The organism is Brevibacillus sp. B_LB10_24, assembly GCF_046036945.1.
In the GTDB taxonomy this organism is placed as follows: domain Bacteria; phylum Bacillota; class Bacilli; order Brevibacillales; family Brevibacillaceae; genus Brevibacillus_C.
This window is the reverse complement of sequence record NZ_JBJQOQ010000022.1, coordinates 46,054-68,709: the sequence shown is the minus strand read 5'-3', so window position 1 is coordinate 68,709 and position 22,656 is coordinate 46,054. Positions and strand designations below refer to the sequence as shown.

Genomic DNA, 22,656 nt, shown 5'->3' with positions numbered 1-22,656 from the left:
GCATGTGCCGCGTAAGGTGGTCTTTTCTCACTCTACAGGAATCGCCCGGGCGGGACAGTGATCCTTGTCACTTTGCCGGTGAACAGTTGGTTACGTTCATTTTACTCATCGAAACAGTAATGCACTTTGCGGAACGACGACCTCAATTCCATCACCCGGGGTTTAAGGACTTCCGGCTGCTCTTTGTTCGCCAGTACACGGGCGATCAAGTCGGCGATCACTTCCATCTCCGCTTCCTTCATGCCGAGCCTGGTCACTTCCGTCGTTCCCATCCGCAGGCCGCTGGGATGGTCCCAATCTTCCGGACGATCGCCCGGAATCAGGTTCTTGTTTGTAATGATATTGGCCTTGGCCAAACGAGTCGCCACCTGGTAGCCGCCGCCGAACGCTTTCACGTCGAGAATGACTTGATGGGTACGCGTAAAGCCTTTATGTGCCCCGAGAACAGGAATACCCCGATCGTGCAGCGCTTTGCCGAGCGCCTGCGCGTTGGCGACGATCTGTGCCATGTACTCCTTACCGAAGGCCAGAAACTCCGCAGCGGCAGCGGCCAGCGCGGCAACGCGGTTGACCTGATGGGTTGCGGCCAGTGCAGGGAAAATCGTATCGGTAATCGGCTTGGTCAAGGCCGGATCGTTCCAGACGATGATCCCGCTCTGCGGCCCGCTGAAGGTCTTGCCGGCCGAACCGATCATCACGACGGCCCCTTCGCCCAGCGGATCCTGGAACTGGCCGCCGCCGATCAGGCCAAGCTGATGGGCGCCGTCAAACACGATTTTTCCGCCCCATTCGGCTACGACCTGCGCCATCTCCTTCAGCGGGAAGGGGAACAGCGTCATGGAAGCGCCCAGTGTGACCAGTTTTGGCTGTACTTTGCGGGCGATTTCTGAGAAGGCCTCCAGGTCCACTTCCAGTTCGACCAGGTCCATCGGGACGTCCCAGATCTTAAGCCCGCGGATGCCGGCAGGCCCGTCCATGCGATTGCTCGAGTGTCCGCCAAACGGCTGGGTGAGACTCATGATGTTGTCTCCCGGCTCTGTCATCGCCGCATACACGGTCATGTTGCCGATCATACTGGCCACCAGGCGATGGTCGGCGTAGTTTGTCCGGAAGACTTTTTTCAGCAGTTCCACACACAGGGCTTCGATCTCATCGATGTAGCGCGTTCCTGCGAACCACCTTTGTTCCGGTCCGATGTTTCCTTCGGCCGCCCGGATGCCTACTTCCGCAGAAAGCAGACGGCGGACGGTGGGACTGGTGGGCGCCTCCGGTGCCAGCAGATTCAGGCACTCCTCGCCGCGCCAAAGCGCGTTTCTGTTAACGGCGTTTATGACCTCCTGCTGCATCAAGCGAGGCGAAGGGCACTGCTCGATGATCTCCCGGGCCCACTGCAGGATGCCCGGATCGTGAACCTCAACCTGTTTTGTCATCGGATTCATCTCGTAACCCCTTTCCATTTTTTATCAGATTCTTCCTCCTGTCAACAACCTGCCGAGACTAAGCCAGTTCTCTTCCACCAGATCCGACGCTTTTTTACTCTCGCCGCTCTTGATCGCCCGCAAGATCTCCCGGTGCTGTTCAACAGATGTGCTGCCTTCGAAGGTTCCGAATTTTCCGAATTCCAGGCGCCTGATTTTAGGCAAAACCCGCTCCAGTGCCAGGACGATCTCCCGGTTCCCTGTCTTTTGTACAGCGATGTCGTGAAACTGGTCATCTGCTTCCACTGCTCCAACGATGTCTTTCGCCGCAAGCGCCTGTTCCAGCTCCGCATTACAGTGCTCCATCAGCAAGATGTCGGCCTGCTCCAACAATGGTGTCGCCAGCCGTGCTGCCAGGGCGTGCAGGATGGCAACAACGGTGAATGCATGCTTCGCCTCCTCTTCATATAACTGTGTTACCCGGGTCAGAGAACCGGGAGCGGTTTCCACCAGTCCCTCGTCTTCCAGCCGTTTCAACGCTTCCCGCACCGGCGTTCGGCTCACCCCGAAGCGGTCCGCCAGCTCACTGTCTTTCACTCGCTGGCCGGGTTCCAACTCAAGGGTGATGATCGCCGTCTTTAACTGGTGGTATACCTGTTCCCGAAGGGTGGGACGGGCAATCGGCTTGATTGAATTTGCTTTCATAAAACCAATATATTGGATATCAGATGACCTGTCAACGGATTATTCTGAAAAATTAGATCTGTTAGATAACAGATCTCTGCGAAGCTCCCGCTCTCTTCGCTTTTATACGTGGCGAACGCACTCCAGCCGACTGACGATACCCTGCTGTTTTCGGGCGTACACATTGACGTACCTATTGCTCCCTATACGAATATCCTGTATCGACGCCCATCGACCTATTACGAAGACGAAAAAAAGGAAGTGACTCCATGTTCCTGTCTGATATGGGTATTTACGACTTATCCCAATTTACGCCAAGGCCATCCGAACATTATTAGGGAAATGGATTTTGCGCATCAACAAGGGGACGCGGCTTCACCAAAAGCCCAGAAACTGAAAAAAAAGAGCTTCGTGGATATCCCGTATCCCGAGGCTCTCTGTTCCGTTCCTATCATTCGGAATGATTCTCATGATGCTCCCATGGATTGTCCGCGAGCACCGGCCCCGCCAACGTCCGCAGCAAAATCGGCATGGACCCTCGTGCATACTCGATTAAGGAAACAGCACCCCTTGGCGTCTCGATCTGTACGTCAATCCTCACCGGAGCGCGTGAAAAGTCATCGGCGATTTGTCTGGCCCGCCAGGCTGGCAAAAACAGCGGAGCGCGAATCACTACATCCACGTCACTCTCGGCCGTGACCACAGGCCATCCACTGGCAAGTTCAAAGCCGACGCTTCCCGCAGGCCCCCATAAAAGCTGATGGATCCGGCAAGTCTCATCGACAAAATCGAGTGCTTGCAGGGCCTTGACTTGTTTGCCGCGCAGGCATTGTTTCCACCCCTGCTGCCGGGCCAGCTGTTCCGGCGCGATGTGCCTGATTACTGCTGAGCGCGGGAGGAACGCCGCAAACCGCTGATTCCGGGCTGGACCGCGGATGCCTACAGGGATGTTGTCCTGATCGACGGGAGCCCGCCTGACGACGGCAAAGGGAGCGAGCTTCACCGCTTCGACGACCCAATTGGGCAGTGGCCGGGATGCGATTATATCCTCAGCACCCCGGAACTGCAGCAGATCATGCGCCCTTACCTCCACTGTTCAGCCAGCATTCTGCGCACTTGTATGGAAGCGGTACGACCGCCCTGCAGAGCAGCCTCTGAAGACAGCCGTACGAGCAGATCACGGGGAGCATGACGGGCGCTGTCGACCGCCCCGGCTATTTTATCCCGCACCAGGGCGAAGTCCTCGTCTCCCGGTGTATCGGCATTGACGCCGCTGATCAGCTCGTCCAGCGCTCCGAGCGTCGCGAAGGAACGGATGTCGTAGGCCATCGCCGGCACCTTCTTCGTCGCTTCCTCCAGTTCCGCCACGGAGCGGCGAGTAATCCTCGCAGCCGACTGCTTGGACATGACATGCACGTTGACCCGTTCGTCATCCAAGGCCAAGATCCGGTTTGCTTGCATACCGTGGGACAGGAAGGCCCCCGAGATGGCATGGCCGACGATCAGGGTGATGACCGGATGCCCGAGCTCTCTGGCAGTCGCATACGCGTCGACTGCTGCTGCGCACGAAAGGTGAATCCCCAGCAGTTCTTCGCGATAGCCATAGGCCTGGCTGGGCACATCGACGATGGCTACAATCGCGCGGCGCTCTCCCGCTCGGTCGGCCTCGATCGCTTGGCGGATGTATTCAGCGATGGCCCAGCCTTCTTCCAGGCCGACTTCTCCCTGACGCGCCCGGGGAAAGCGGCTGTCTGGGTCAGGAACCACTGCGATATAGCGGACCCGTTCTCCTCCCAATGATCCATCGGCACACAAGACGGACGGGACATCTCCGCCAATTGGCTCGCACCCGCCGGTCAGCATGTGAAACCAGGTTCTCCCTCTGCTAGGTGGCTTGTTTCCGTAATCGCGCTCAGCAGCTTTGCGGGAAGTCTTTTCACCTGCGTCCTGCCTTTCCTGCCATATTTCCCGAAATCTCTCCGGATGAAGCGGCTGTGCAGGATCCACGGCTTGCAAGAGAGAGCGGTACAGCCCCACTTGGGAACTTCGCGGCGTTTCCCTGACTCCCTTGGCAAAAACCGCCTGGATCGCTTCGGCAATAGCTGTGACATCATCTGCCGCCAGTTCATCGGCAAATCCTGTGGTGACGCGCTGCGCACCGCCGATGGTGTTCCAGATCAACTGCCGGTCTGCAGAATCAAATTCTTCGATCCCCGCTTCCTGTTCGATCACCTCTGGTCCGTTTAAGCCAAGCCTGCCTTCGCGCGTCATTATCAGGGCGCTTAATAAGCCGGCGGTAATCGACATCCCGCCAAAAGATCCGATCTTCCCCGGGATGACGCCAACGACCGGGACATGCCTGCGCAGGGCGACAATCGCCGCCTGGATCTCGGCAATCGACAAAAGTCCGTAATTGGCCTCCTGCAGCCGCACCCCGCCGGTATCAAACAGGAGGACGGGACGCGTACTCACCCCGTTTTCGTTGTCTTTTTGCGCCAGCTCCAGCGCTCCGGCGATTTTGGCCCCGGCTACCTCCCCGATGCCGCCTCCCTGAAACTTGCCTTCAATCGAAATGACCACAGCGGGCTGTCCGGCGATTTTTCCCCGCGCTACGACTACTCCGTCATCACTCTGCGGGACGATTCCCTGGGTCTCTAAATGGGGCGATTCCATCCGGTCAAAGGGACCGAGAAGCTCGCGGAAGCTGCCTTCATCCAGCACCGCTCGCGCGCGTTCTCGCGCATCCAGCTCGACAAAGCTTTCCCTGCGTCTCATCTGCCCTGGCTCACCTCCAATGCCTGCGCCAGCCTCAACGTCACAACCCCTGGGGTCGCGCCAAAATCGTTCACCTGGATATCTGCCGCCACGTCATTCGCCACCAAAAAACGCTCCAGTACCAACCGCCACTTTTCTTGAAATCCGGTACAACCGGTCCGGATCACGACACGCGTGCGGGGCTCGGCCGACGGTTCGAGCAGGATCTCCAAATCACCGGAGCCAACCACACCTACATGGGCCCGCCCCTGCAGCTGCTTGGTCGCGGGGAATTCGAACGTGAAGGTCTCCATTCTCAACACCTCCGTACATCGCGTTATACTTGCCTTGCATACGCTTCGTTTCGCTTCAGGATGACCGGGCCGCCGCTTCCGCCAGCATGCAGCCGGTCGAGAAAAAGTGCGGCAGCCAGCAGATCAGCGCTGCCCCCGGGGGAAGCATGGCGGACCAACAGATCTTCGTCCAGCTCCCGAAGCAATTTCCAACCGATGCGAGTCGACACGCCGCCCGTGGCCCGTATCATGTTTGCCTTTTCTTTTGCAGCCAACAGCGCCTCCATCCCGCCGCGATGCAGCAGGCACGTGTCATCCAGATTGGCGATCAGCGCGACCAGCGCATCCAGCTTGGCCAGCTTCTCCGATACGCCGTGCCGCCGCGCTTGGTACAAAGTCGGCAGGGCGATGCGGATCACATGGGGAAACCCTTGCTGGGCCTCCCCCCTCGCGCCTTCCACCCCATAGCGGCGCTGTACGCGTGAGCCGTTTGAAGATTGCCTGGGAGCATACCGATCGGGATAACAGGCGAGCTTTCCTGCAGTGGAGGCGATCTCGAATGGTGACGCACCCGGGTCAAGCATCGCGGCGGCAGCCGTCAACAGCCCAATCGCCCAGATCGCACCCTTATGGGTATTCGAGCCGCCGGTCGCCGTGAGCATGACCTTCTCCCCCTGGCGGCCAATCTCGGCGATCTCTTCGCGCAGCAATTGGGATGGAAGCCGGCGGTAAGCTGTAAAACCGATCTCGGCAAACGTTTCCTCCAGGGCGGTCGCCGAACGGATCATCAGTTCGATGTTGAGGTCGTCGTGGGCTCCCGTACTCTCTTCATCTACGAGCCCGGGTTTCGGCGTGAGCCGGGCTTCCTCCAGGAGAGCGGCGACGGCCTGACTGGCAAGGTATTCACCGCACTGTGCGGCATTCGTCCAAACCACTTCGCATCCCTCCCTTTACCAGCTCCGGAATTTGAGCGGCGGCTGATACAGTCCCCCTGACCACTCGACCAGCTCTTCTACACTCTTTGCGGCAAGCAGCGAGCGCTTGGCATCTGTCCGGCGGACTCCCAAATCCTCCGGCAGGGCGATGATTCCCTCCCTGCGCAGCCGCTCTGTCTCTCTTGGGTCATGCTCCATCCCGATCGGCGTTACGCCGGCGATCGCCGCAATCGCTCTTCGGCGTTCCTCCATGCTGCTTGCCATGTACAAATAGGCGATCCCTTCCTCTGTCACGACGTGGGTGACGTCCTCTCCGTAGATCATCACCGGAGCGGTTGCCAAATGTGCGGTGCGGCCTACCTGAACCGCGTCCAGCTCCTCCACGAATACGGGGCAATTCCCTGTCTGAAAAGTCTCCACCATCTGCACGACGAGCTTTCTCCCCCGCTCCAGCGGGTTGTCCGAGGTGATCATGTTTAACCAGGCGGGAGTAGAGTGACGGCGGCCGCGGGGATCGTGTCCCATATTGGGTGCTCCGCCAAAACCGGCCAGCCTGCCGCTCGTCACGGTCGAGGAATTACCGTCCCGATCCATCTGCAGGGTCGAGCCGATGAACAGGTCGACTGCGTACTGTCCGGCGACCTGGCAGAGCGCCCGGTTGGAACGCAAGCTGCCGTCGCGGCCGGTAAAAAAGACATCGGGCCGGGCCGCGACATACCTCTCCATCCCGACCTCCCCGCCAAAACAGTGGACGCTTTCGACCCAGCCGCTTTCAATCGCCGGGATGAGGGTAGGATGAGGGTTGAGCGCCCAGTGTTTGCATATTTTCCCTTTTAATCCTAAAGATTCTCCGTATGTCGGAAGCAAGAGCTCGATCGCCGCTGTATTATAGCCAATGCCATGGTTCAGCGACTGGACATTGTGGCGCTCGTAAATGCCGCGAATCGTCATCATCGCCATCAGTACCTGAATTTCGGTGATGTGGCGCGGGTCTCTGGTAAACAGCGCCTCCAGCTGGTAAGGCTTGTCGGCCACTACGACAAAATCAATCCATGAGCCGGGTATGTCCACGCGGGGAAGCTCTTCTGCCAATTCGTTGACCTGCGCGATCACGATGCCATCTCGAAAGGCAGCGGCTTCAACCAAAGTAGGCGTTTCCTCCGTATTGGCTCCTGTGTACAGATTGCCCGACCGGTCCGCCTTATCTGCAGCGACCAAGGCGACCGAGGGGATCAGGTCGATAAACAGCCTTCCGTACAATTCGAGATAGGTATGTATTTCTCCCATCGTCAGCTTGCCGTCCTCCAGCATTTGCGCGATGCGCAGGCTTTGCGGACCGGCGTAGGAAAAATCAATTTTTCTTGCGATGCCCTGTTCGAAAATGTCCAAATGCTCCGGCCGGGAGATGCTGGACATAATCATGTGCAAATTGTTGACTTTTGCGGGGTCAACCTGGGCCAACGCTTTGGACAGAAACGAGGCCTGCTTCTGGTTGTTTCCCTCCAGCACCACCCGATCTCCCGGGGCGATCAGCGCTTCCAGCGCCTCGACGATGCTTTCGGTCGGGATGACCCGCCCGCTGGCGATGCCTTCCAGCTTGGCTACCCGTGCCGCTTTCGCATCGCGGCGGGTGGTCCATGAGCGTTCACTTGTGACAGTTCGATTGTCTCGCTGCACAGTATCCTTCTCCTTTCACATTGTTAATCGTTTGCCTTGTGCCGGTTGGCCAGAATACAGCAAGTCTTAAGGCCGCTGTCGGCTACCGAGACTGAGCGGATAGAAGGAAAAGCGGTTTTCGCCAGGTTGGTCAAAACGCGCCCGGGAGGCATTTCGATAAACAAGCGGGCTCCCCGTTCAACCAGCAGCGAAGCAGCCTCATGCCAACGTACCGGGCGGGACACGCCGTACGCCAAATCTTCCCTGATCGCTTCCGGGTCCAGCAGGGTACGGCCCGTACGGTTTGAGGCGTAGGGGATCGCCGGCCTGCGCAATGGTACCTCTTTCAGCGCCTCTGCCAATTTGTCCGCGACGGGATCGAGCAAAGGGCAGTGGGAGGGAACGTTCACCTGAATACGTTCTGCCCTTCTAGCTCCTTCCTGCCGGGCGGTTGCCAGCACTCTGTCTACGCCCCGGACAGACCCGGCTACCACGATCTGATCGGGCGCGTTGTAGTTGGCCAGATAGACAGGGTCTTCGCGGGAGAAAGTCCTGGCAACGATGTCATGCAGCTTTTGCTGCTGGATGCCCAAAACAACCCCCATGCCATACCCTTGCCGAAAGGCGTTTTCCATCAGCTCCCCCCGCAATTTCACCAACGTCAGCGCAGTGGGAAAAGCAAGGGAACCAGCGATGACTGCGGCCCCAAAGGCTCCGACTGAGTGACCTGCAGCCCAATCGACATGCGCTCCTTCCGCCTGCAGCGCACGGGCAGCAGCCACTCCAGAGACCAGCAGCGCGACCTGAACGGCGACAGTCGACTTCAGTGCATCCTCGCTGTCCCATAAAAGCAGGTCCTCGCCCAGGATCTCGCTCGCCTCTTGAAGCGTCCCGGCAATCACCGGATGGGGAGGCAGGCTGCGAAGCATATGAGGCTCTTGGGAACCCTGGCCAGGAAACGTGAATACGACGCTCATAATCCCTCCAAAGGCATAGCCCGTCTCTTTTGCAAACGGCTTAGTACAGGACATGGCCGGACCAGGCTTTCTTCGTCAAAGATCTCTGGATGCTCTCGATCACATCGCTGTTGTGTTTATTCAGGATGCGGGCCGCCTCGGCAATCTTGCCGGCTCTCAGCATCCGGACAATAATCAAATGTTCTGAAACCGACTTATCGATTTTTCCCTCATTCGCAAACGATATGCTTTGAACCCGCTGAAGAGGCAGTTCCAGTCGGGAATAGACGTTTTTGATCACCTGGCTTTTACTCATCTCAATCAAGCACATGTGAAATGCATAGTTGTACTGCGTGTACTTGTTGATCTCTTTCTCCTCTTTCATTTCCAGGAGAATGTCGTCCATTTTTTCAAGCACTTCGGCGTCCACACCGTGCTCTTCGATTCGCTTCATCGCCAACGATTCCAGCATGGTGCGGATTTCGAGCAGATCATAGATTTCCTCTTCGGTATATCCTTTGACGACAGCCCCCTTTCTGGGGATTCTTTCGACAAGGCCTTCGATCGAAAGCAGAAAAATAGCCTCCCTGACCGGCGCTCTGCTCGTGCCGTACTCTTCCGCATACGTATTCTCTATCAATTTTTCCCCTGGCTTTAATTCGCCGGTAATGATCTGTTCGGTGATGTGTTCCGCAATTCTGTTGGAAAGCGCGTTTTTACTCAAGTCCAGAGTACTCACTGCGATACCTCCTTCTGGTGAAGTGAACTAGATTAAAATTGTCGACTGTCGGTTAAATTATAACCTGTAAAATGTGTACATTCAATATTTTTTATATTTTGAGAAAATAATTGCATTTTCTCGGACAGACCACTACTATTGTCTTAAGTATAATGTCGACAGTAGATTAACGTCTCTTTTCACAGATTAACAAGACGTTTCTACTTGCGATCTACGAATAAAAACGCTGGAGCGAGGTGTTTGCGGTTGGTTATTTACGGGGTTTCACTGCTTTCCATTTGCATGCTGGTCGGGGTTTTCGTAGGTGATTTGCTGGGAAAGCTCGTCGGGGTGAAGGCCAATGTCGGCGGTGTTGGCATCGCGATGTTGCTGTTGGTGTTGATCGTCGATTATTTGACAAAAAAGAATAAGCTGGACATCAAGTCACAGGAAGGGCTGTCTTTTTGGAGTTCCATGTACATCCCGATCGTCGTCGCGATGGCTTCCCAGCAGAATGTCGTCGCGGCGGTTAAAGGCGGGCCCGTTGCACTGCTGGCCGGTGTCGGCGCAACCGTCGTCTGTGCAGCCTTGGTTCCGGTCGTGAGCCGGATCGGGCAGACAAAACAGGGGTTTATGAATGAAGTCGAGGAGGCATAACCATGCAGGACATGCTGCTTGCCATCTTTAAAACAAATGGACTCGTCACAGCTTTTGCGCTCATTGGGATCGTGATGTACATCTCTTATCAGATATCCGGCAAACTCACCAAGGGAAGAATTCACGGCTCCGCCATCGCCATCATATTTGGACTCATTCTTGCATACCTGGGCGGGATTAGTACAGGGGGCGAGAAAGGACTTGCTGACCTTTCCCTTTTTTCCGGGATCGGTTTGATGGGCGGGGGGATGCTGCGCGACTTTGCGATTGTGGCAACCGCTTTTGGCGCCAGCTTTGAAGAAGTAAAAAAGGCCGGGGAAAGCGGGGTTGTCGCCCTGTTTCTGGGCGTTGTCATCTCATTTTTAGTCGGAGTATTGATAGCGCTGTCATTCGGATATACCGATGCGGTCAGCTTGACGACGATCGGTGCCGGCGCCGTCACGTACATCGTGGGACCGGTGACTGGAGCGGCCGTCGGGGCCAGTTCGGACGTCGTTGCCTTGAGCATTGCCGCCGGATTGGTCAAATCGATATTAGTGATGATCGGGACGCCGTTTGTCGCCAAGTACATCGGGCTGGACAACCCCCGCACTGCACTCGTGTTCGGCGGTTTGATGGGTACGACAAGCGGTGTCGCGGGCGGATTGGCAGCAACAGACCCGAGGCTGGTCCCCTATGGCGCTGTGACGGCAACCTTTTACACGGGGCTTGGCTGCCTCTTGTGCCCGTCCCTGTTGTTTCTAGCGACGAAGTCCCTGTTTGGCTAGGAGGATCCTTACTCGTTTTATTGTGTGCGGGCGGCCGTACGTTCACCTGCAAAAGAGCAGGCGCAGAGCGTCGGTCTGCCCGCTTTCCATGAATCATCGCAGGACGAACAGCACGCCTGCGCACAAGCAGACGAACAGAATAGACACAAGGTACATCAACTTTACCGTATGCAGGATGTCGTCTGCTTGCAGCGGCCTGTTCGGATCGCCCAGACGGGCCCGGTCGGATGGCACTCCCTTGTAGGTATTTAATCCGCCCAACTGCACGCCCAGCGCGCCTGCCACTCCCGCCTCGGAAAAGCCGCTGTTGGGGCTGGGATGCAGGCGGGCGTCGCGGCGGATCACCCGCCATGACTGGCGCCACTGCAATCGTCTCAGCAAACTGGCCGCGACGATCAGCAGTGCTCCGATCCTTGCCGGTATGTAATTAGCGAGGTCGTCAAAGCGGGCTGAGGCCCAGCCCAGATGCTCATAGCGCTCGTTTTTATAGCCGACCATCGAGTCCAGCGTGTTGGCCGCCCGGTAGGCCATCGCCAGCGGAGCCCCGCCGATCGCTGCGTAGAACAGCGGGGAGAGGATCGCGTCGACGATATTTTCTGCCACCGTCTCCACGGCTCCGCGAACGATCTCCGGCTCATCCAGCTGCTCGGTGTCCCGGCCGACGACCATCGCAAGCTCGCTTCTCGCCGCCGGAAGATCGCCCACTTGCAGTTTGGCGTAAATATTCATCCCCGCTTCAGCCAACCCTTTGGTGGCGATCGTCGTCGAGATAAGCCAGACCTCTGCCGCCCAGGCCAGCCAGGGATGCAGCATAGCCAGCCCCTTTAAGAGCAGCCAGACGATCAGATAAGAGCCGCCCACCAGGAACAGCGGAAAAAGCAGACCTGCCCATTTTAACGAAGCCGGACGGGTAAAGCGGCGACGGATCGCCTGCTCCAAACGGGTGATCACCCGACCCATATAGACGACCGGATGGGTGATCCAGCGCGGGTCGCCGATGATCCTGTCCAGCAAGTAGGCACATAGCAAAATAACAGCCATCACCATGCTACTCCTCCCACTGTGTCGCAGCCGCTTCACGCACCGTTTGATAGACAAGCCGGGCAGCGGCGTCCCCGATCGACGTCGCCGTGCCGGCGTACGGGTGTAGCTGCGGATAACCCTGCTGGCTGACAGCAAGCACAAACGAATCGCTTGTCGTTCCCGTCGCAATCTCCCCCGTATTCGTCAACAGCTGCAAATCCTGCAGAGCCGCCGCCTTGGCTTCACTGGCCGTGAGCAGCGCATTGACCATCGCCGCCGGCGTCATCCGGCCGTTGACGAATAAAAACGTGTTGATCGTACCCGTTTGATAAGCAGAAAAAATCCGTTCCACTTTTCCTGCCCGTGCCGCATTGCTTGTGCCAGCTGTCGTACAGCAGACCATGTCAAAAGCGTCCCCCGCCTCCTCGGCCACGGCGGCATGGGTCAGCTTTGCCGCCGTTTGCAAACCGATCGTCGCATCCGGCTGGTAACCCCATTGCTCGATTTGCTCCCGCATATGCGCCTCCGGGTCTGTACTGCGGTATGTCTTGTCCACGTACCAGTTGACAAACGTATGGGCGCAGGACACTCCCCCGCCCCACAGCGCGCTGCTAAGCGTTTCCAGGGGGATGGCCGTACGGATGAGCAGATGCTGCTGCTTTACCTCCACACTCACTTCTGGCCACACCTGTGACTGATAAAAAACTCCCTGACGAAATGGCTGTGACATCTGTTCCCTCTCTCCCGCCGGCTGCTATCGATCGCCAGCCCTGCTGTCTACATCCATGTGGTTTTTTCGGCATAAGGCGTGCGGGTGGTGGCAGGCACCTCGTCTGCAGGATAACCGATGAACACGGTTCCGATCACTTTCGCAGATTCAGGCGAACCGATAAATTCATAGAGCCGCTTGTCGCGTACCAGCCCTACCCCTCGCGTCCTCCATACCAGGCCTAACCCCAATTCCTTGGCCATCAGCCACATCGAATGGATCGCACAGCAGACGGCGAATTCATTATCTTCCGATGAGTCTTCATCATCTGGAATGATATCGGAGGTGACGACAATAATCAACGGGGTATGATCAATCACTTCCACGGAGCTTTGCACAAGGTGGGGTTTGGTCGGAAAACGCTCATGCAGGTAATCGACTGCGATCTGCCGATAGCGCTCTTTGGACTCGCCGCGGATGACGTAAAAATGCCACGGTTCACGCAAACGGTCGTTGGGCGCCAATGTCGCCGCCTCCAGCAGCAGCCTGATTTTCTCCTCTTCCACCTCGCGCTGCTCGTAGTTGCGCACCGCCCGCCGCTCTTTCAAGATCTGCAATATCGACATGGACTCGTTCACTCCTAAAATTCAATTCCGTACACAGCCGGAATTCCTTCATTATAATAATGCTTTTCCGCCTCGACCACGGAGACGAGATCGGCTGCCGCCTTGACCTCGTCCTTGGCGCTTCTGCCGGTAATCACCAGATGCACGTGCTTGGGGCGGTTCTGAATCAAGTCAAGCACTTCGGCAAGCGGCAGGACGTCGTCCACCGGAAAGCTGCTGATCGCCAGCGCATTGTTTAACTCGTCGAGAATGACGAGATCGTATTCACCGCTCATGACCGCTTCTTTCGCCCGCGGCCAGCCGGTTCGCAGCGCCTCGCGATGCTCTTCCGGCGTCTTTGTCCAGGTAAAGCCGATCCCCAATTGAACCATCTCAACGCCAAGCTTCTCGAGGGCAATCTGTTCGCCATAGGAGCGCTCCGGCGATTTGATAAATTGGAATATTTTTACATTAAAACCCCGCCCGATGCCGCGCAGGGCCAAGCCCAAGGCGGATGTCGTCTTTCCTTTCCCGGCTCCCGTATAGACGAGGGTAAGTCCACGCTGATTCTCTCTGCTTCGACCCATTAGCCGCTCAATCCTTTCCTCTGTTATGGGCTGACTACAATTCGCTTTTTCCAGCGATCCCGGCGGAATCGAAGGTGGCCATCTCGCGGAGCATCCGCGTCGCCGCCTCGACAAGCGGAAAGGCAAGCGCAGCGCCCGTCCCTTCGCCGAGACGCAGCTCAAGATCAATCAGGGGCTGTTTGCGCAGATGGGATAAGGCCTGCTTGTGTCCGGGCTCTTGCGACTGGTGGCCGACGATCATGAAGTCGATGATGCGCGGCTCGATCCTCACCGCGAGCAGGGCGGCAACGGTCGAGATAAATCCGTCCACCAAAATCGGCACCCGCATGGCCGCCGCCTGCAGCATCGCCCCCGCCATCGCTCCGATCTCCATTCCGCCCAGTTTCGCCAGGACGTCGAGCGGATCGGCGGGATCAGCCTGCCGGGACTTTATCGCCTGGCGAATAATCTCCTTCTTGCGGAGCAGTGCGGCTTCTGCCAGGCCGGTTCCCCTGCCGACGACATCATCTACCGGCTCACCGGTGAGCACAGCCAACATTGCACTGCTCGGCGTCGTATTGCCGATCCCCATTTCCCCTAAAATCAGCAGCTTGGCGCCCTGCTGGATCATCTGACTGGCACATTCTGCCCCCGCTTCCAGGCTGGCGGCCGCTTCTTCTCTGGTCATTGCGTCCTCACGCAAAAAATTGCCGGTGCCGTACCTGATTTTCCGCGAGATCACTTCTTCTGCCGTCAGATCAGAGGCGACACCTACATCCACCACCTGCAGCAGCGCTCCAATCTGGCGGGAGAAAACGTTGATGGCCGCCCCGCCGCCTACAAAGTTCAGGACCATCTGGGCGGTAACCTCCTGCGGATAGGCGGAGACTCCCTCCTTCACGATGCCGTGATCTCCGGCGAAGACAATAACGCCGGGCGGCGATACCTGTGGAAACGGCTCGCCGGTTATTTCCGCCAATTGGATGGCCAGTGCCTCCAATCTCCCCAGGCTTCCCGTCGGTTTGGTCAATTGGTCGATATGTACCCTGGCCGCTTCCCCAGCTGCGAGATCGAGCGGCGGCACCTGTTGCATCCACTTCATTTTTGCCCCTCCTGCTTTTCCTGCTGAAACTGTCTCATCTTTTCATAGACATATTTCAAATCCACATGGCTCCTGACCATTTCGGCGATCTGATCAAACCCCTGTTCCCGCAGGCGTACAAAAGAGACGCGCTCCGCTATCGGGGGTAAGCCTTTTTCACGCCGAATGTCATCCAGCAGCTCATGCCGAAACTCGTCATTGTGAAAAATTCCATGAAAATACGTTCCCATGATACCACGGCTGCGGTCCCATACGCCATCGGCGTGATCCTGCAGTTCAATCAGCGGAGCGATATCCCCTGTATACCGGGACTTACCCATGTGTATCTCGTACCCGGTTACTGGCAAATCCCGATTCACCAACCGGATGATGCCCGCCGACTGTGTCGTCGTCTTGGTCTTCAGCAGGCGGGTAACGACTGGCACCAACCCCATTCCCTCGACCAGCCGCTGCGGCGACTCTACCTCATCGGGGTCTTCGATCCGCTCTCCCAGCATCTGATAGCCGCCGCACAGTCCGATGAGCTTCGCCCTTCCCTTGCGCACGCGGTCGATGACAGCCGATTCCAGACCCGATTCGCGGAGGAACAGCAGATCTTCCAGCGTATTTTTGCTGCCCGGCAGGATGATCAAATCCGGCTGTCCCAGATCGCTTATTTGTGTAACGAAGCGGACACTGCAGTCCGGCTCGACAAAAAACGGGTCGACATCGGTAAAATTGGAAATGCGCGGGTAGCGGATCACGGCGATGTCGATCTCTTTGGGCTGATTGCTCTTCGCATGATACTTCTCCAGGATCAGGGAATCTTCCGCATCGATGTACAGGTTAGGGAGGTAGGGCAGCACCCCGATCACAGGTTTGCCGGTGTATTCCTCAAACCAGTCGAGACCGGGTTTGAGCAGGGAGAGGTCGCCGCGAAACTTGTTGATGATCACGCCGATCACCCGCTCCCGGTCTTCTGGCTCCAATAGCTGCAGCGTGCCGACCAGACTGGCGAAGACTCCTCCCCGCTCAATGTCGCTGACCAGGATCACCGGTGCATTCGCCATCCGTGCCACCCGCATGTTGACCAACTCGCGGTCGTTGAGATTAATCTCCGCCGGGCTGCCCGCCCCTTCGATGACGATGCACTCATATGTTTCGGCGAGCCGTTGGTATGCCTCGCGGATGATGCCGAGTCCCTGTAAGAAAAAATCGCTGCGGTAGGCAGTGGCCAGCATGTGCTTGTACGGCTCGCCGTGGACGACAATCTGGGCTTCCCGGTCGCGGGTGGGTTTGATCAGGATCGGGTTCATATCGGTCGTGGCCGTAATCCCCGCCGCTTCCGCCTGGACTCCCTGCGCCCGCCCGATCTCCTTGCCGTCAATCGTCACATATGAATTCAGCGCCATGTTTTGCGACTTGAAGGGCGCCGTGGCATAGCCGTCCTGCGCGAAAATCCGGCAGAGCGCCGTCACCAGCACGCTTTTGCCCGCATCGGAGCTGGTGCCCTGGACCATCAGCGAAAGCGCCCTACCCATAGGCCTGAACCTCCCGGCACTGCTCGATCCAGCGCACGACTACCTCAGGATTGGAGCCAAAGTGAAAATGCGTGTAGCCGGCGACGAGATTTCCTGCCAGATATCCTTCCTGTTTGGTGCCGCGCATGCCTTTGGTCTCGTAGGCAGGAGCGAATTCACCGCGGGGCGCAAAGGTGGAGTAGTGAAACTCGTGCCCTCTTGCTACATCGTCGGATCCAAGCAAGAAGTTGCCGGCGCGGCCAAAAATTTCGCGGTAGCCGAGCGCAGCCAGCTTGGTTTGCATCGTTACCTTGCCCGGGATCACGCCAGCCATCGGATAACGGCTGCCGTCTGTTGTCACAATCTCTTCTGTCAGGTACATAAAACCGCCGCACTCCGCCAGCGTCGGCAGCCCCGCTTGCACCGCCTGGCGAATTGACGCAAGCACGCCCTCGCCTCTCGACAGCGTACTGGCAAACTCTTCAGGGAAGCCGCCGCCAAGGTAAAGTCCCTGCACTCCTGTAGGAACCGTCTCCCCCGCCAACGGCGAAAAATAGACGCACTCCGCACCATACTGTTCCATTAGCTCCAGATTTTCCGGATAGTAAAAGTGAAAGGCGGCATCCTTGGCAACCGCTATTTTCACTCGCTTCGGCGCGGGCGGTGCGGCGAACAAAACCGGCCTGGCATCGAATGCAGGCGCTTCGGCGATCGCCAGCAGTTGATCCAAGTCGACCGTCTCGCTGATCAGATCAGCCAGCTTGGCAAAAAAGCCGTCCAGCTCCCCGCGCTCCAGCGAAGGAATCAAACCGAGATGCCGTTCCGGAATCGAGATGTCAGCTTCCCGCAGAAGGTAGCCGATAACCGGTATGCCGCACTCCTGTTCCACCGCTGTTTTGACGATGCGATAGTGCCCGACGCTGCCCACTTTGTTGGCGATGACGCCGGCGATGTGGACGCCTTGGGCAAAGTGTTGAAAACCTTTGACGATCGCCGCTGCGCTGCGGGCCATGCTGTGACAGTTGACGACCAAGAGCACCGGGCTCTCCGTAATCTGGCTGATATGGGCCGTGCTGCCGTCGTTATTGGCCGGGTTTTTTCCGTCAAAAAAGCCCATTACTCCTTCTATGATGGAGATATCCGCGCCGCTGCTGCCGCGCGCAAACACCTCTTTGACCGCATCCTCAGGCAGCATCCAGCTGTCCAGATTGCGCGATACCCGTCCGGTTACCGCCGTGTGATAACTGGGATCGATGTAATCCGGGCCGCATTTGAAGCCCTGCACCACCAGTCCCCTGCGCTGCAGTGCCGCCATCAAGCCGATCGTCAGCGTGGTTTTCCCCACCCCGCTGCCCGTCCCGGCGATGACAATCCGACGTTGTGTCATGTGAGCCCCCTTGTCACTCGAAAGATTGGATTCCGACAGAGATGGTAACATTGCCGGATTTCTTTTTCGTCAAGACCAATTGATCGCATCCGGCGTACAGCTTGGCCGCCGGTTCGCTTACGCCCCAGACGCCGGTATAGCGGTAGACCGTCTCCGAGGGAGCCTCGATCGGCACGGCGTTCAGCTGTTCGGCCGTGTACCAGACAAAGGGCCAGCCGTACTTTTCGGTGACGGCGAGCAGTCCCGGCTCGTCTTTTTTCAGTTCGAACGTGCAAACCGCTTTGACGCTGAGAATCGAGAACCGCAATTCGTTAAGCGTCGCCTGGATGACCGCTTCGATCTCTTCGGCTGACGTACCGCGATTGCAGCCAATGCCAAGCACGATCACCTTGGGGCGGTACAGCACGCCGTTTTGCAGGATGACCTCTTCATCCGCCGAAAGCAAACGGTGAGTTACGACCAATGCTGCGTTCGGCTCCGCCGCCAGGGCGTCAGGTATATGGTCGAACACCTGGATGTTAGCCGGCATCGGCGTCTCGTGCATCCACCAGTTTTTTTCGCCGGACTCCTGGACGACGGCGACCTTTTCCTCGTTGACGACGGCGGCGGATACGGGAGTCAGCTTGTCAGCCGATTCCCACTGCCAGCCGAAGCGGCGGCCGAACAAGTCAACGGGAATGGTTTTTTGCACATCGGAGGCCGTGGTGATGATGGGCTTGGCCTCAATGGCTGCCGCCACTTCCAGCGTCAGTTCGTTGGCCCCGCCCAAATGGCCGGACAGCACGCTGATCACGTGCTCCCCGCGATCGTCAATGACGACGACGCCCGGGTCCGTCTTTTTATCCTGCAGCAGCGGCGCGATCATCCGCACGACTGCCCCGAGCGAGATAATCACGACCAGCCCTTTGTAGCTCGGAAACAGGGCGGGAAACAGCAGGCGGACCGAACCGGTAAACAGTTGAATCCGCCGGGTTGTCTCGTCGCCCCGCGCAAACTTCTCCATATAGTAGAGATCAGCATGAGAAAACTTCTCGTGCAGTCTGCGCGCCAGTTCGACCCCGTGCTTGGTGATCGCTATAATCGCGTAATTACCCCTTTGCTCAATCGCCGGGATGATCCCTTCCTCCAGTTGAATGCTCATGCCTTCACTCCCTTGCGGAAGCTATGGGTAAACTCTTTATCGTACAGCTTTGAACGGTATTCATCCTTTTCGTGGATGTCCGGATCGAGCGCCCAGCCGGCAAGAATCATCGCATGGGAGCGGATACCGTGTTTGCCCAGGTCTTCGTCCAGTCTGCCTACCGTCGTCCTGACGATCTTCTGATCAGGCCAACTGGCGCGCTGAACGACTGCTACCGGCGTCTCTTCGCTCCAGCCGGCGTCGATCAATTCGCGGGTGATTTTCTTGGTCAGGGTGGCGCTCAAAAACAGCGCGATGGTGCAGTGATGGCTGGCCAAATCCCGCAGTTGTTCCCGCTCCGGCACCGGCGTCCGCCCTTCGGCGCGGGTCAGGATCAAGGTCTGGGTCAGCTCCGGTATCGTCAGCTCGGCGCCGACTGCAGCCGCAGCGGCAAAGACGGAGCTGACCCCAGGGACGATCTCACAATCGATGCCCTTGCGCTTTAACAGTGCGATCTGCTCCATCGTCGCTCCGTACATCGACGGATCGCCCGTGTGCAGACGCACCAATTTTTTTCCGGCGGCAACGCGGTCCGCGATGACTTCCACCATCTCCTCCAGCGCCATGCCGGAGCTTTTGATCACTTCTGCCGCCGGGTTTGCTCTCGCCACCAGTTCTTCGCTCACCAGTGAATCGGTATAAAACACGACGTCCGCCTCCTGAAGCAAGCGCAAGCCTTTCACAGTAATCAAGTCGGGATCGCCGGGACCTGCTCCTACGATATACATTTTCACTATTTTCTCACCACCATCAAGGTTAGGTACTCCAATTCCGCACCTTCCAGCTCCTCTACATCCCGCCAGATCATCTCTTCACTGGACGTAGCCTTCGTCACGACAGCCGCTTTATGGACGAGATCAAGCTCCCTGAGCAGCTCGATCATCATGTCGAGCACCTTGGCCACCTTGATAAAGATGACGCAATCATGTTCGACGAGCGCTTTGCGCATCGCCGCTCGATCCTCGGTCGCCGGGATGATCGCGGTCTGTTCGTCCCCGTCGGCCAGCGGCAAACCGAGCCGAGCAGCAGCGCCGTTGACAGACGAGATGCCGGGGATCGATCTGATCTCCACTTCGGGATGAAGCTCCCGCATCAGCCGCATCATGTGAATAAACGTACTGTACAAGAGCGGATCTCCCTCCGTGACAAAGGCCACATCTCTGCCCTCGCGCAGGTGCTGCCAGACAGTTTCAACCGTTTTGTTCCACTGCCGCTCCAGGGTCTCCTTGTCCTTCGTCATCGGAAAGACGAGCCCGACCATCTCTTTTTCCATCGTGTTGACGTACGTTTCCGTGATCGCCAGCGCATAGCTTTTGCTGCCGGAACGCTTTTTCGGATAGGCGATGACAGGCGACTCCTTGAGAATGCGAAACGCCTTTACTGTGATTAATTCAGGGTCGCCCGGCCCTACCCCTACCCCGTGCAGCACTCCCCGTTTACTCATTTGCGCTCTCCACCTTTTTGTATGCTGTAATCAAGTAGACCGGATTTAAGCCTTCGAAGCGGGTCATCGACAGAATCGGTTTGCTCCGCGAGATTTGCGAAAGCGTTACGTCAAAGGCAAACCCTTCCGCCTGAAACGCTTCGATCGCCAGATACAGGGTCTCGATCGTCACCGCATTGAGGACGATGCGCCCTTCCGGCTTCAAGCGGCTGCAGCAGAGGTGCAGCAGTTCCCTAAGCTCTCCGCCGCTTCCGCCGATAAACACCGCATCCGGGTCGGGAAACCGATCCAATCCCTCAGGAGCCTTGCCGTGTAATAGGGACAGATCAACGCGGAACTTGTGCATATTCCGCCGGCAGTTTTCCAGGTCTTCGGCGTTTTTTTCCACGGCAAACACCTGGCCCAAGCGGGCGATTCGAGCCGCTTCGATGGCAATCGAGCCGGTGCAGGTGCCGATATCCCAGACCGTGCTGTCGGCACGAAGCTGAAGATTGGCCAAACTGAGCACACGGATCTCTTTTTTTGTAATTAAACCCTTATCCGGTTTTCTCTGGGCAAACTCTTCATCAGGGATGCCCATTGGCCAGACGGGCCCTGGATGTTTCTGCCGAAGGATCACAACGTTTAGCGGAGAGAACGGCAGATCGGCCAATTCATTCAATTGGTACCAGCCCGTTCGCTCGTCAGGACCGCCCAGATTTTCGCCGACAAACATCTCGTATTCGTCCATGCCGAACATAAGCAGGTACGCAGCGATCGCCTGCGGGCCGTTCTGGGCATCGGTCAAAAGAGCCACCTTCGCCTTCCCGTCGATGCGTTGGGCCAGGCCTTTCATGCTGCGACCGTGAACGCTAGTTATATAAGCGTCCTGCCAGCTTTCGCCAATTCGGGCAAACGCAAGTTGAATGGAACTCACCTGGGGGTAGATTTGCACCGGCAGTTTTTTGGCCAGGTACCCGCCGATGCCGTAAAACAACGGATCGCCGGAGGCCAAGATAACCGTCTGGCGCGTTTCTCCTCGAAGCCGCTCCACAATGGCAGATAGTCCTTCCTGAACGGTCCATTTTTCCCCGGGATAGTCAGGAAAAAAACCGAGGTGCCGCTCTCCGCCGATCAGCAGCTCACTCGCCTCAATCCACTGGCGGTAGACAGGAAGCAGGCTCTCTGCCCCGTCATCACCGATCCCGATTACTTTAATTACTTGTTCCATACCGCGACTCCCTTCCGAGCAACTCACCCTTCATCGTCGTAATCACCGTCTCCAGCTCCAGGCCTCCCTTGACATGTTGCAAGCCGACATCACAACAGTACTGACACAGCTTGGCAAAAAACTGCCGGTACCCCTGCGCCATCATCAGGTCGCCTACATAAGAGGCGGTTGTAGCAGACAAGATCTCCTCTTTCAGTGTTTCTGGCACGCCTGCATCCTCCGCGACCCGCGCCAAAAAGCCGAAGTCCACCGGAGCACTTTTGGAGTGAACCATCAGTACGCCTTGTGCCAATTTGGAAAATTTACCCATCATCCCGATTAGCGACACCTTCTTCACTTCGGGATGCTTCTTGCACATGAGCAGCGTGAATCCGACGAAATCGCCCATTTCAATGAAGGCTTCCTCCGGCAGATCCGGGTACAGTTCCATGCCGACTTTTTCACTGCGGCCGCCGGTAGACAGGACGAGGTGGTCACAGCCGCCAGCGACAGCGACGTTAATGGCGTGGACAATGCTCGCTTTCCAGGCTGAAGTCGAAAAGGGAACGACGATACCCCGCGTACCTAAAATGGATATGCCTCCGATGATCCCCAGCCGGCCGTTTAACGTCTTTTTGGCAATCTCTTCTCCGTCTGGCACCGAGACCACCACGCGGACGCCGCGGTTGATTTCGTACTCCGCCAGGACTTCCTCCATGGTTTCCACAATCATCCGGCGCGGTACCGGATTGATCGCCGCTTCGCCGATCGGCACCGGCAGTCCCGGTTTGGTCACCCGGCCTACGCCGATCCCGCCATCCAGCTCAACCCCGGGACTCTCCTTCCAGTGTACAGCGGAGTAGATCAGGGCGCCGTGGGTGGCATCGGGATCGTCTCCGCCGTCCTTGATCGTGCCGGCTACCCCCATGTCTGCGGTAAATTCGCAGCTTTCCATGCGGAAGGTGGCCGTTTGCCCGATCGGCAGGGTGATCGTGGCTTCTGTCTGTTTTTCTTGCAAGATCAGCGACAGCAGTGCCGCTTTAGCTGCCGCTGTGGCACACGAACCGGTCGTGTAGCCGTAGCGCATCGGTTTTTCCGCCGCTTCCTTCATCGT

Annotated in this window: 23 protein-coding genes; 2 read left to right on the top strand and 21 right to left on the bottom strand. The window is 57.6% G+C overall.

The genetic code is table 11. The annotated features are described in order from the left end of the window. Positions 1-101: 101 nt before the first annotated feature. From ACI7RC_RS18690 to ACI7RC_RS18650, 9 genes are all read right to left on the bottom strand, one after another. Positions 102-1,439 (bottom strand): serine hydroxymethyltransferase, encoded by a 1,338-nt coding sequence (locus tag ACI7RC_RS18690; RefSeq protein WP_408109724.1) that lies wholly within the window; start codon positions 1,437-1,439, stop codon positions 102-104. Between the two features lie 24 nt (positions 1,440-1,463). Then, on the bottom strand, positions 1,464-2,123 hold the full coding sequence (locus ACI7RC_RS18685) for a GntR family transcriptional regulator (protein ID WP_408109723.1): 660 nt from the start codon (positions 2,121-2,123) through the stop codon (positions 1,464-1,466). Between the two features lie 430 nt (positions 2,124-2,553). Beyond that, positions 2,554-3,195: a malonate decarboxylase holo-ACP synthase gene (locus ACI7RC_RS18680; protein WP_408109722.1), complete on the bottom strand. Its 642-nt coding sequence runs from the start codon at positions 3,193-3,195 to the stop codon at positions 2,554-2,556. Then, positions 3,186-4,877, bottom strand: coding sequence for a biotin-independent malonate decarboxylase subunit beta (gene mdcD / locus ACI7RC_RS18675; RefSeq protein WP_408109721.1), 1,692 nt, complete (start codon positions 4,875-4,877; stop codon positions 3,186-3,188). The genes ACI7RC_RS18680 and mdcD overlap by 10 nt, the downstream gene beginning before the upstream one ends. Next, positions 4,874-5,170, bottom strand: a complete 297-nt coding sequence (locus ACI7RC_RS18670) for a malonate decarboxylase subunit delta (RefSeq protein ID WP_408109720.1) — start codon at positions 5,168-5,170, stop codon at positions 4,874-4,876. Before ACI7RC_RS18670 ends, mdcD begins: the two co-directional genes overlap by 4 nt. A gap of 23 nt (positions 5,171-5,193) precedes the next feature. Continuing rightward, positions 5,194-6,084 (bottom strand): triphosphoribosyl-dephospho-CoA synthase, encoded by an 891-nt coding sequence (locus ACI7RC_RS18665; RefSeq protein ID WP_408109719.1) that lies wholly within the window; start codon positions 6,082-6,084, stop codon positions 5,194-5,196. Between the two features lie 15 nt (positions 6,085-6,099). Further along, a complete protein-coding gene (mdcA, locus tag ACI7RC_RS18660) occupies positions 6,100-7,761 on the bottom strand; it encodes a malonate decarboxylase subunit alpha (protein WP_408109718.1) in 1,662 nt (553 codons plus the stop codon). Positions 7,762-7,784: 23 nt separating this feature from the next. After that, positions 7,785-8,717, bottom strand: a complete 933-nt coding sequence (gene mdcH / locus ACI7RC_RS18655; protein ID WP_408109717.1) for a malonate decarboxylase subunit epsilon — start codon at positions 8,715-8,717, stop codon at positions 7,785-7,787. Between the two features lie 40 nt (positions 8,718-8,757). Further along, positions 8,758-9,435 (bottom strand): GntR family transcriptional regulator, encoded by a 678-nt coding sequence (locus tag ACI7RC_RS18650; RefSeq protein WP_408109716.1) that lies wholly within the window; start codon positions 9,433-9,435, stop codon positions 8,758-8,760. 246 nt (positions 9,436-9,681) lie between these two features. Between ACI7RC_RS18650 and madL the strand changes: the two genes are divergently transcribed. Then, positions 9,682-10,071: a malonate transporter subunit MadL gene (gene madL / locus ACI7RC_RS18645; protein WP_408109749.1), complete on the top strand. Its 390-nt coding sequence runs from the start codon at positions 9,682-9,684 to the stop codon at positions 10,069-10,071. A gap of 2 nt (positions 10,072-10,073) precedes the next feature. After that, on the top strand, positions 10,074-10,838 hold the full coding sequence (gene madM / locus ACI7RC_RS18640; protein ID WP_408109715.1) for a malonate transporter subunit MadM: 765 nt from the start codon (positions 10,074-10,076) through the stop codon (positions 10,836-10,838). Between the two features lie 93 nt (positions 10,839-10,931). Here madM and cbiB read toward each other — a convergent pair whose 3' ends face one another. From cbiB to ACI7RC_RS18580, 12 genes are read right to left on the bottom strand one after another with little or no spacing between them, the layout of a single operon-like run. Next, positions 10,932-11,885: an adenosylcobinamide-phosphate synthase CbiB gene (gene cbiB, locus ACI7RC_RS18635; protein WP_408109714.1), complete on the bottom strand. Its 954-nt coding sequence runs from the start codon at positions 11,883-11,885 to the stop codon at positions 10,932-10,934. Position 11,886: 1 nt separating this feature from the next. Then, entirely contained in the window at positions 11,887-12,591 is a 705-nt protein-coding gene (locus ACI7RC_RS18630; protein ID WP_408109713.1) for an adenosylcobinamide amidohydrolase, read from the bottom strand. Positions 12,592-12,638: 47 nt separating this feature from the next. Then, positions 12,639-13,196, bottom strand: a complete 558-nt coding sequence (locus ACI7RC_RS18625) for a nitroreductase family protein (protein ID WP_408109712.1) — start codon at positions 13,194-13,196, stop codon at positions 12,639-12,641. Positions 13,197-13,210: 14 nt separating this feature from the next. Then, positions 13,211-13,762 carry a cob(I)yrinic acid a,c-diamide adenosyltransferase gene (locus ACI7RC_RS18620; RefSeq protein WP_408109711.1) on the bottom strand — a complete coding sequence of 184 codons (552 nt, stop codon included), beginning with the start codon at positions 13,760-13,762 and terminating at the stop codon, positions 13,211-13,213. A 34-nt stretch (positions 13,763-13,796) separates the two neighbouring features. After that, positions 13,797-14,843, bottom strand: coding sequence for a nicotinate-nucleotide--dimethylbenzimidazole phosphoribosyltransferase (gene cobT, locus ACI7RC_RS18615; RefSeq protein WP_408109710.1), 1,047 nt, complete (start codon positions 14,841-14,843; stop codon positions 13,797-13,799). Beyond that, entirely contained in the window at positions 14,840-16,363 is a 1,524-nt protein-coding gene (locus ACI7RC_RS18610) for a cobyric acid synthase (RefSeq protein ID WP_408109709.1), read from the bottom strand. The genes cobT and ACI7RC_RS18610 overlap by 4 nt, the downstream gene beginning before the upstream one ends. Then, positions 16,356-17,729: a cobyrinic acid a,c-diamide synthase CobB gene (locus ACI7RC_RS18605; RefSeq protein ID WP_408109708.1), complete on the bottom strand. Its 1,374-nt coding sequence runs from the start codon at positions 17,727-17,729 to the stop codon at positions 16,356-16,358. Before ACI7RC_RS18605 ends, ACI7RC_RS18610 begins: the two co-directional genes overlap by 8 nt. Positions 17,730-17,742: 13 nt before the next feature. Continuing rightward, entirely contained in the window at positions 17,743-18,870 is a 1,128-nt protein-coding gene (locus ACI7RC_RS18600) for a cobalt-precorrin 5A hydrolase (RefSeq protein ID WP_408109707.1), read from the bottom strand. Further along, positions 18,867-19,643 carry a precorrin-4 C(11)-methyltransferase gene (gene cobM / locus ACI7RC_RS18595; RefSeq protein ID WP_408109706.1) on the bottom strand — a complete coding sequence of 259 codons (777 nt, stop codon included), beginning with the start codon at positions 19,641-19,643 and terminating at the stop codon, positions 18,867-18,869. The genes ACI7RC_RS18600 and cobM overlap by 4 nt, the downstream gene beginning before the upstream one ends. Continuing rightward, the gene (cobI, locus tag ACI7RC_RS18590; protein WP_408109705.1) at positions 19,643-20,353 is read right to left on the bottom strand and encodes a precorrin-2 C(20)-methyltransferase; all 711 of its coding nucleotides are present in this window, start codon (positions 20,351-20,353) and stop codon (positions 19,643-19,645) included. Before cobI ends, cobM begins: the two co-directional genes overlap by 1 nt. Further along, positions 20,346-21,563: a precorrin-6y C5,15-methyltransferase (decarboxylating) subunit CbiE gene (gene cbiE, locus ACI7RC_RS18585; RefSeq protein WP_408109704.1), complete on the bottom strand. Its 1,218-nt coding sequence runs from the start codon at positions 21,561-21,563 to the stop codon at positions 20,346-20,348. Before cbiE ends, cobI begins: the two co-directional genes overlap by 8 nt. Beyond that, positions 21,547-22,653: a cobalt-precorrin-5B (C(1))-methyltransferase gene (locus ACI7RC_RS18580; protein ID WP_408109703.1), complete on the bottom strand. Its 1,107-nt coding sequence runs from the start codon at positions 22,651-22,653 to the stop codon at positions 21,547-21,549. Before ACI7RC_RS18580 ends, cbiE begins: the two co-directional genes overlap by 17 nt. Positions 22,654-22,656 lie beyond the last annotated feature (3 nt).

Coding starts and splice junctions, on each gene's coding strand:
- ACI7RC_RS18685 (WP_408109723.1), bottom strand. CDS start 2,123: ATGAAAGCAAATTCAATCAAGCCGATTGCCCGTCCCACCCTTCGGGAA.
- cobT (WP_408109710.1), bottom strand. CDS start 14,843: ATGAAGTGGATGCAACAGGTGCCGCCGCTCGATCTCGCAGCTGGGGAA.
- ACI7RC_RS18630 (WP_408109713.1), bottom strand. CDS start 12,591: ATGTCACAGCCATTTCGTCAGGGAGTTTTTTATCAGTCACAGGTGTGG.
- cbiB (WP_408109714.1), bottom strand. CDS start 11,885: ATGGTGATGGCTGTTATTTTGCTATGTGCCTACTTGCTGGACAGGATC.
- mdcH (WP_408109717.1), bottom strand. CDS start 8,717: ATGAGCGTCGTATTCACGTTTCCTGGCCAGGGTTCCCAAGAGCCTCAT.
- ACI7RC_RS18600 (WP_408109707.1), bottom strand. CDS start 18,870: ATGAGCATTCAACTGGAGGAAGGGATCATCCCGGCGATTGAGCAAAGG.
- cbiE (WP_408109704.1), bottom strand. CDS start 21,563: ATGGAACAAGTAATTAAAGTAATCGGGATCGGTGATGACGGGGCAGAG.
- ACI7RC_RS18580 (WP_408109703.1), bottom strand. CDS start 22,653: ATGAAGGAAGCGGCGGAAAAACCGATGCGCTACGGCTACACGACCGGT.
- ACI7RC_RS18605 (WP_408109708.1), bottom strand. CDS start 17,729: ATGACACAACGTCGGATTGTCATCGCCGGGACGGGCAGCGGGGTGGGG.
- ACI7RC_RS18625 (WP_408109712.1), bottom strand. CDS start 13,196: ATGTCGATATTGCAGATCTTGAAAGAGCGGCGGGCGGTGCGCAACTAC.
- madM (WP_408109715.1), top strand. CDS start 10,074: ATGCAGGACATGCTGCTTGCCATCTTTAAAACAAATGGACTCGTCACA.
- ACI7RC_RS18670 (WP_408109720.1), bottom strand. CDS start 5,170: ATGGAGACCTTCACGTTCGAATTCCCCGCGACCAAGCAGCTGCAGGGG.
- ACI7RC_RS18620 (WP_408109711.1), bottom strand. CDS start 13,762: ATGGGTCGAAGCAGAGAGAATCAGCGTGGACTTACCCTCGTCTATACG.
- mdcD (WP_408109721.1), bottom strand. CDS start 4,877: ATGAGACGCAGGGAAAGCTTTGTCGAGCTGGATGCGCGAGAACGCGCG.
- ACI7RC_RS18690 (WP_408109724.1), bottom strand. CDS start 1,439: ATGAATCCGATGACAAAACAGGTTGAGGTTCACGATCCGGGCATCCTG.
- cobI (WP_408109705.1), bottom strand. CDS start 20,353: ATGAGTAAACGGGGAGTGCTGCACGGGGTAGGGGTAGGGCCGGGCGAC.
- ACI7RC_RS18610 (WP_408109709.1), bottom strand. CDS start 16,363: ATGGGTAGGGCGCTTTCGCTGATGGTCCAGGGCACCAGCTCCGATGCG.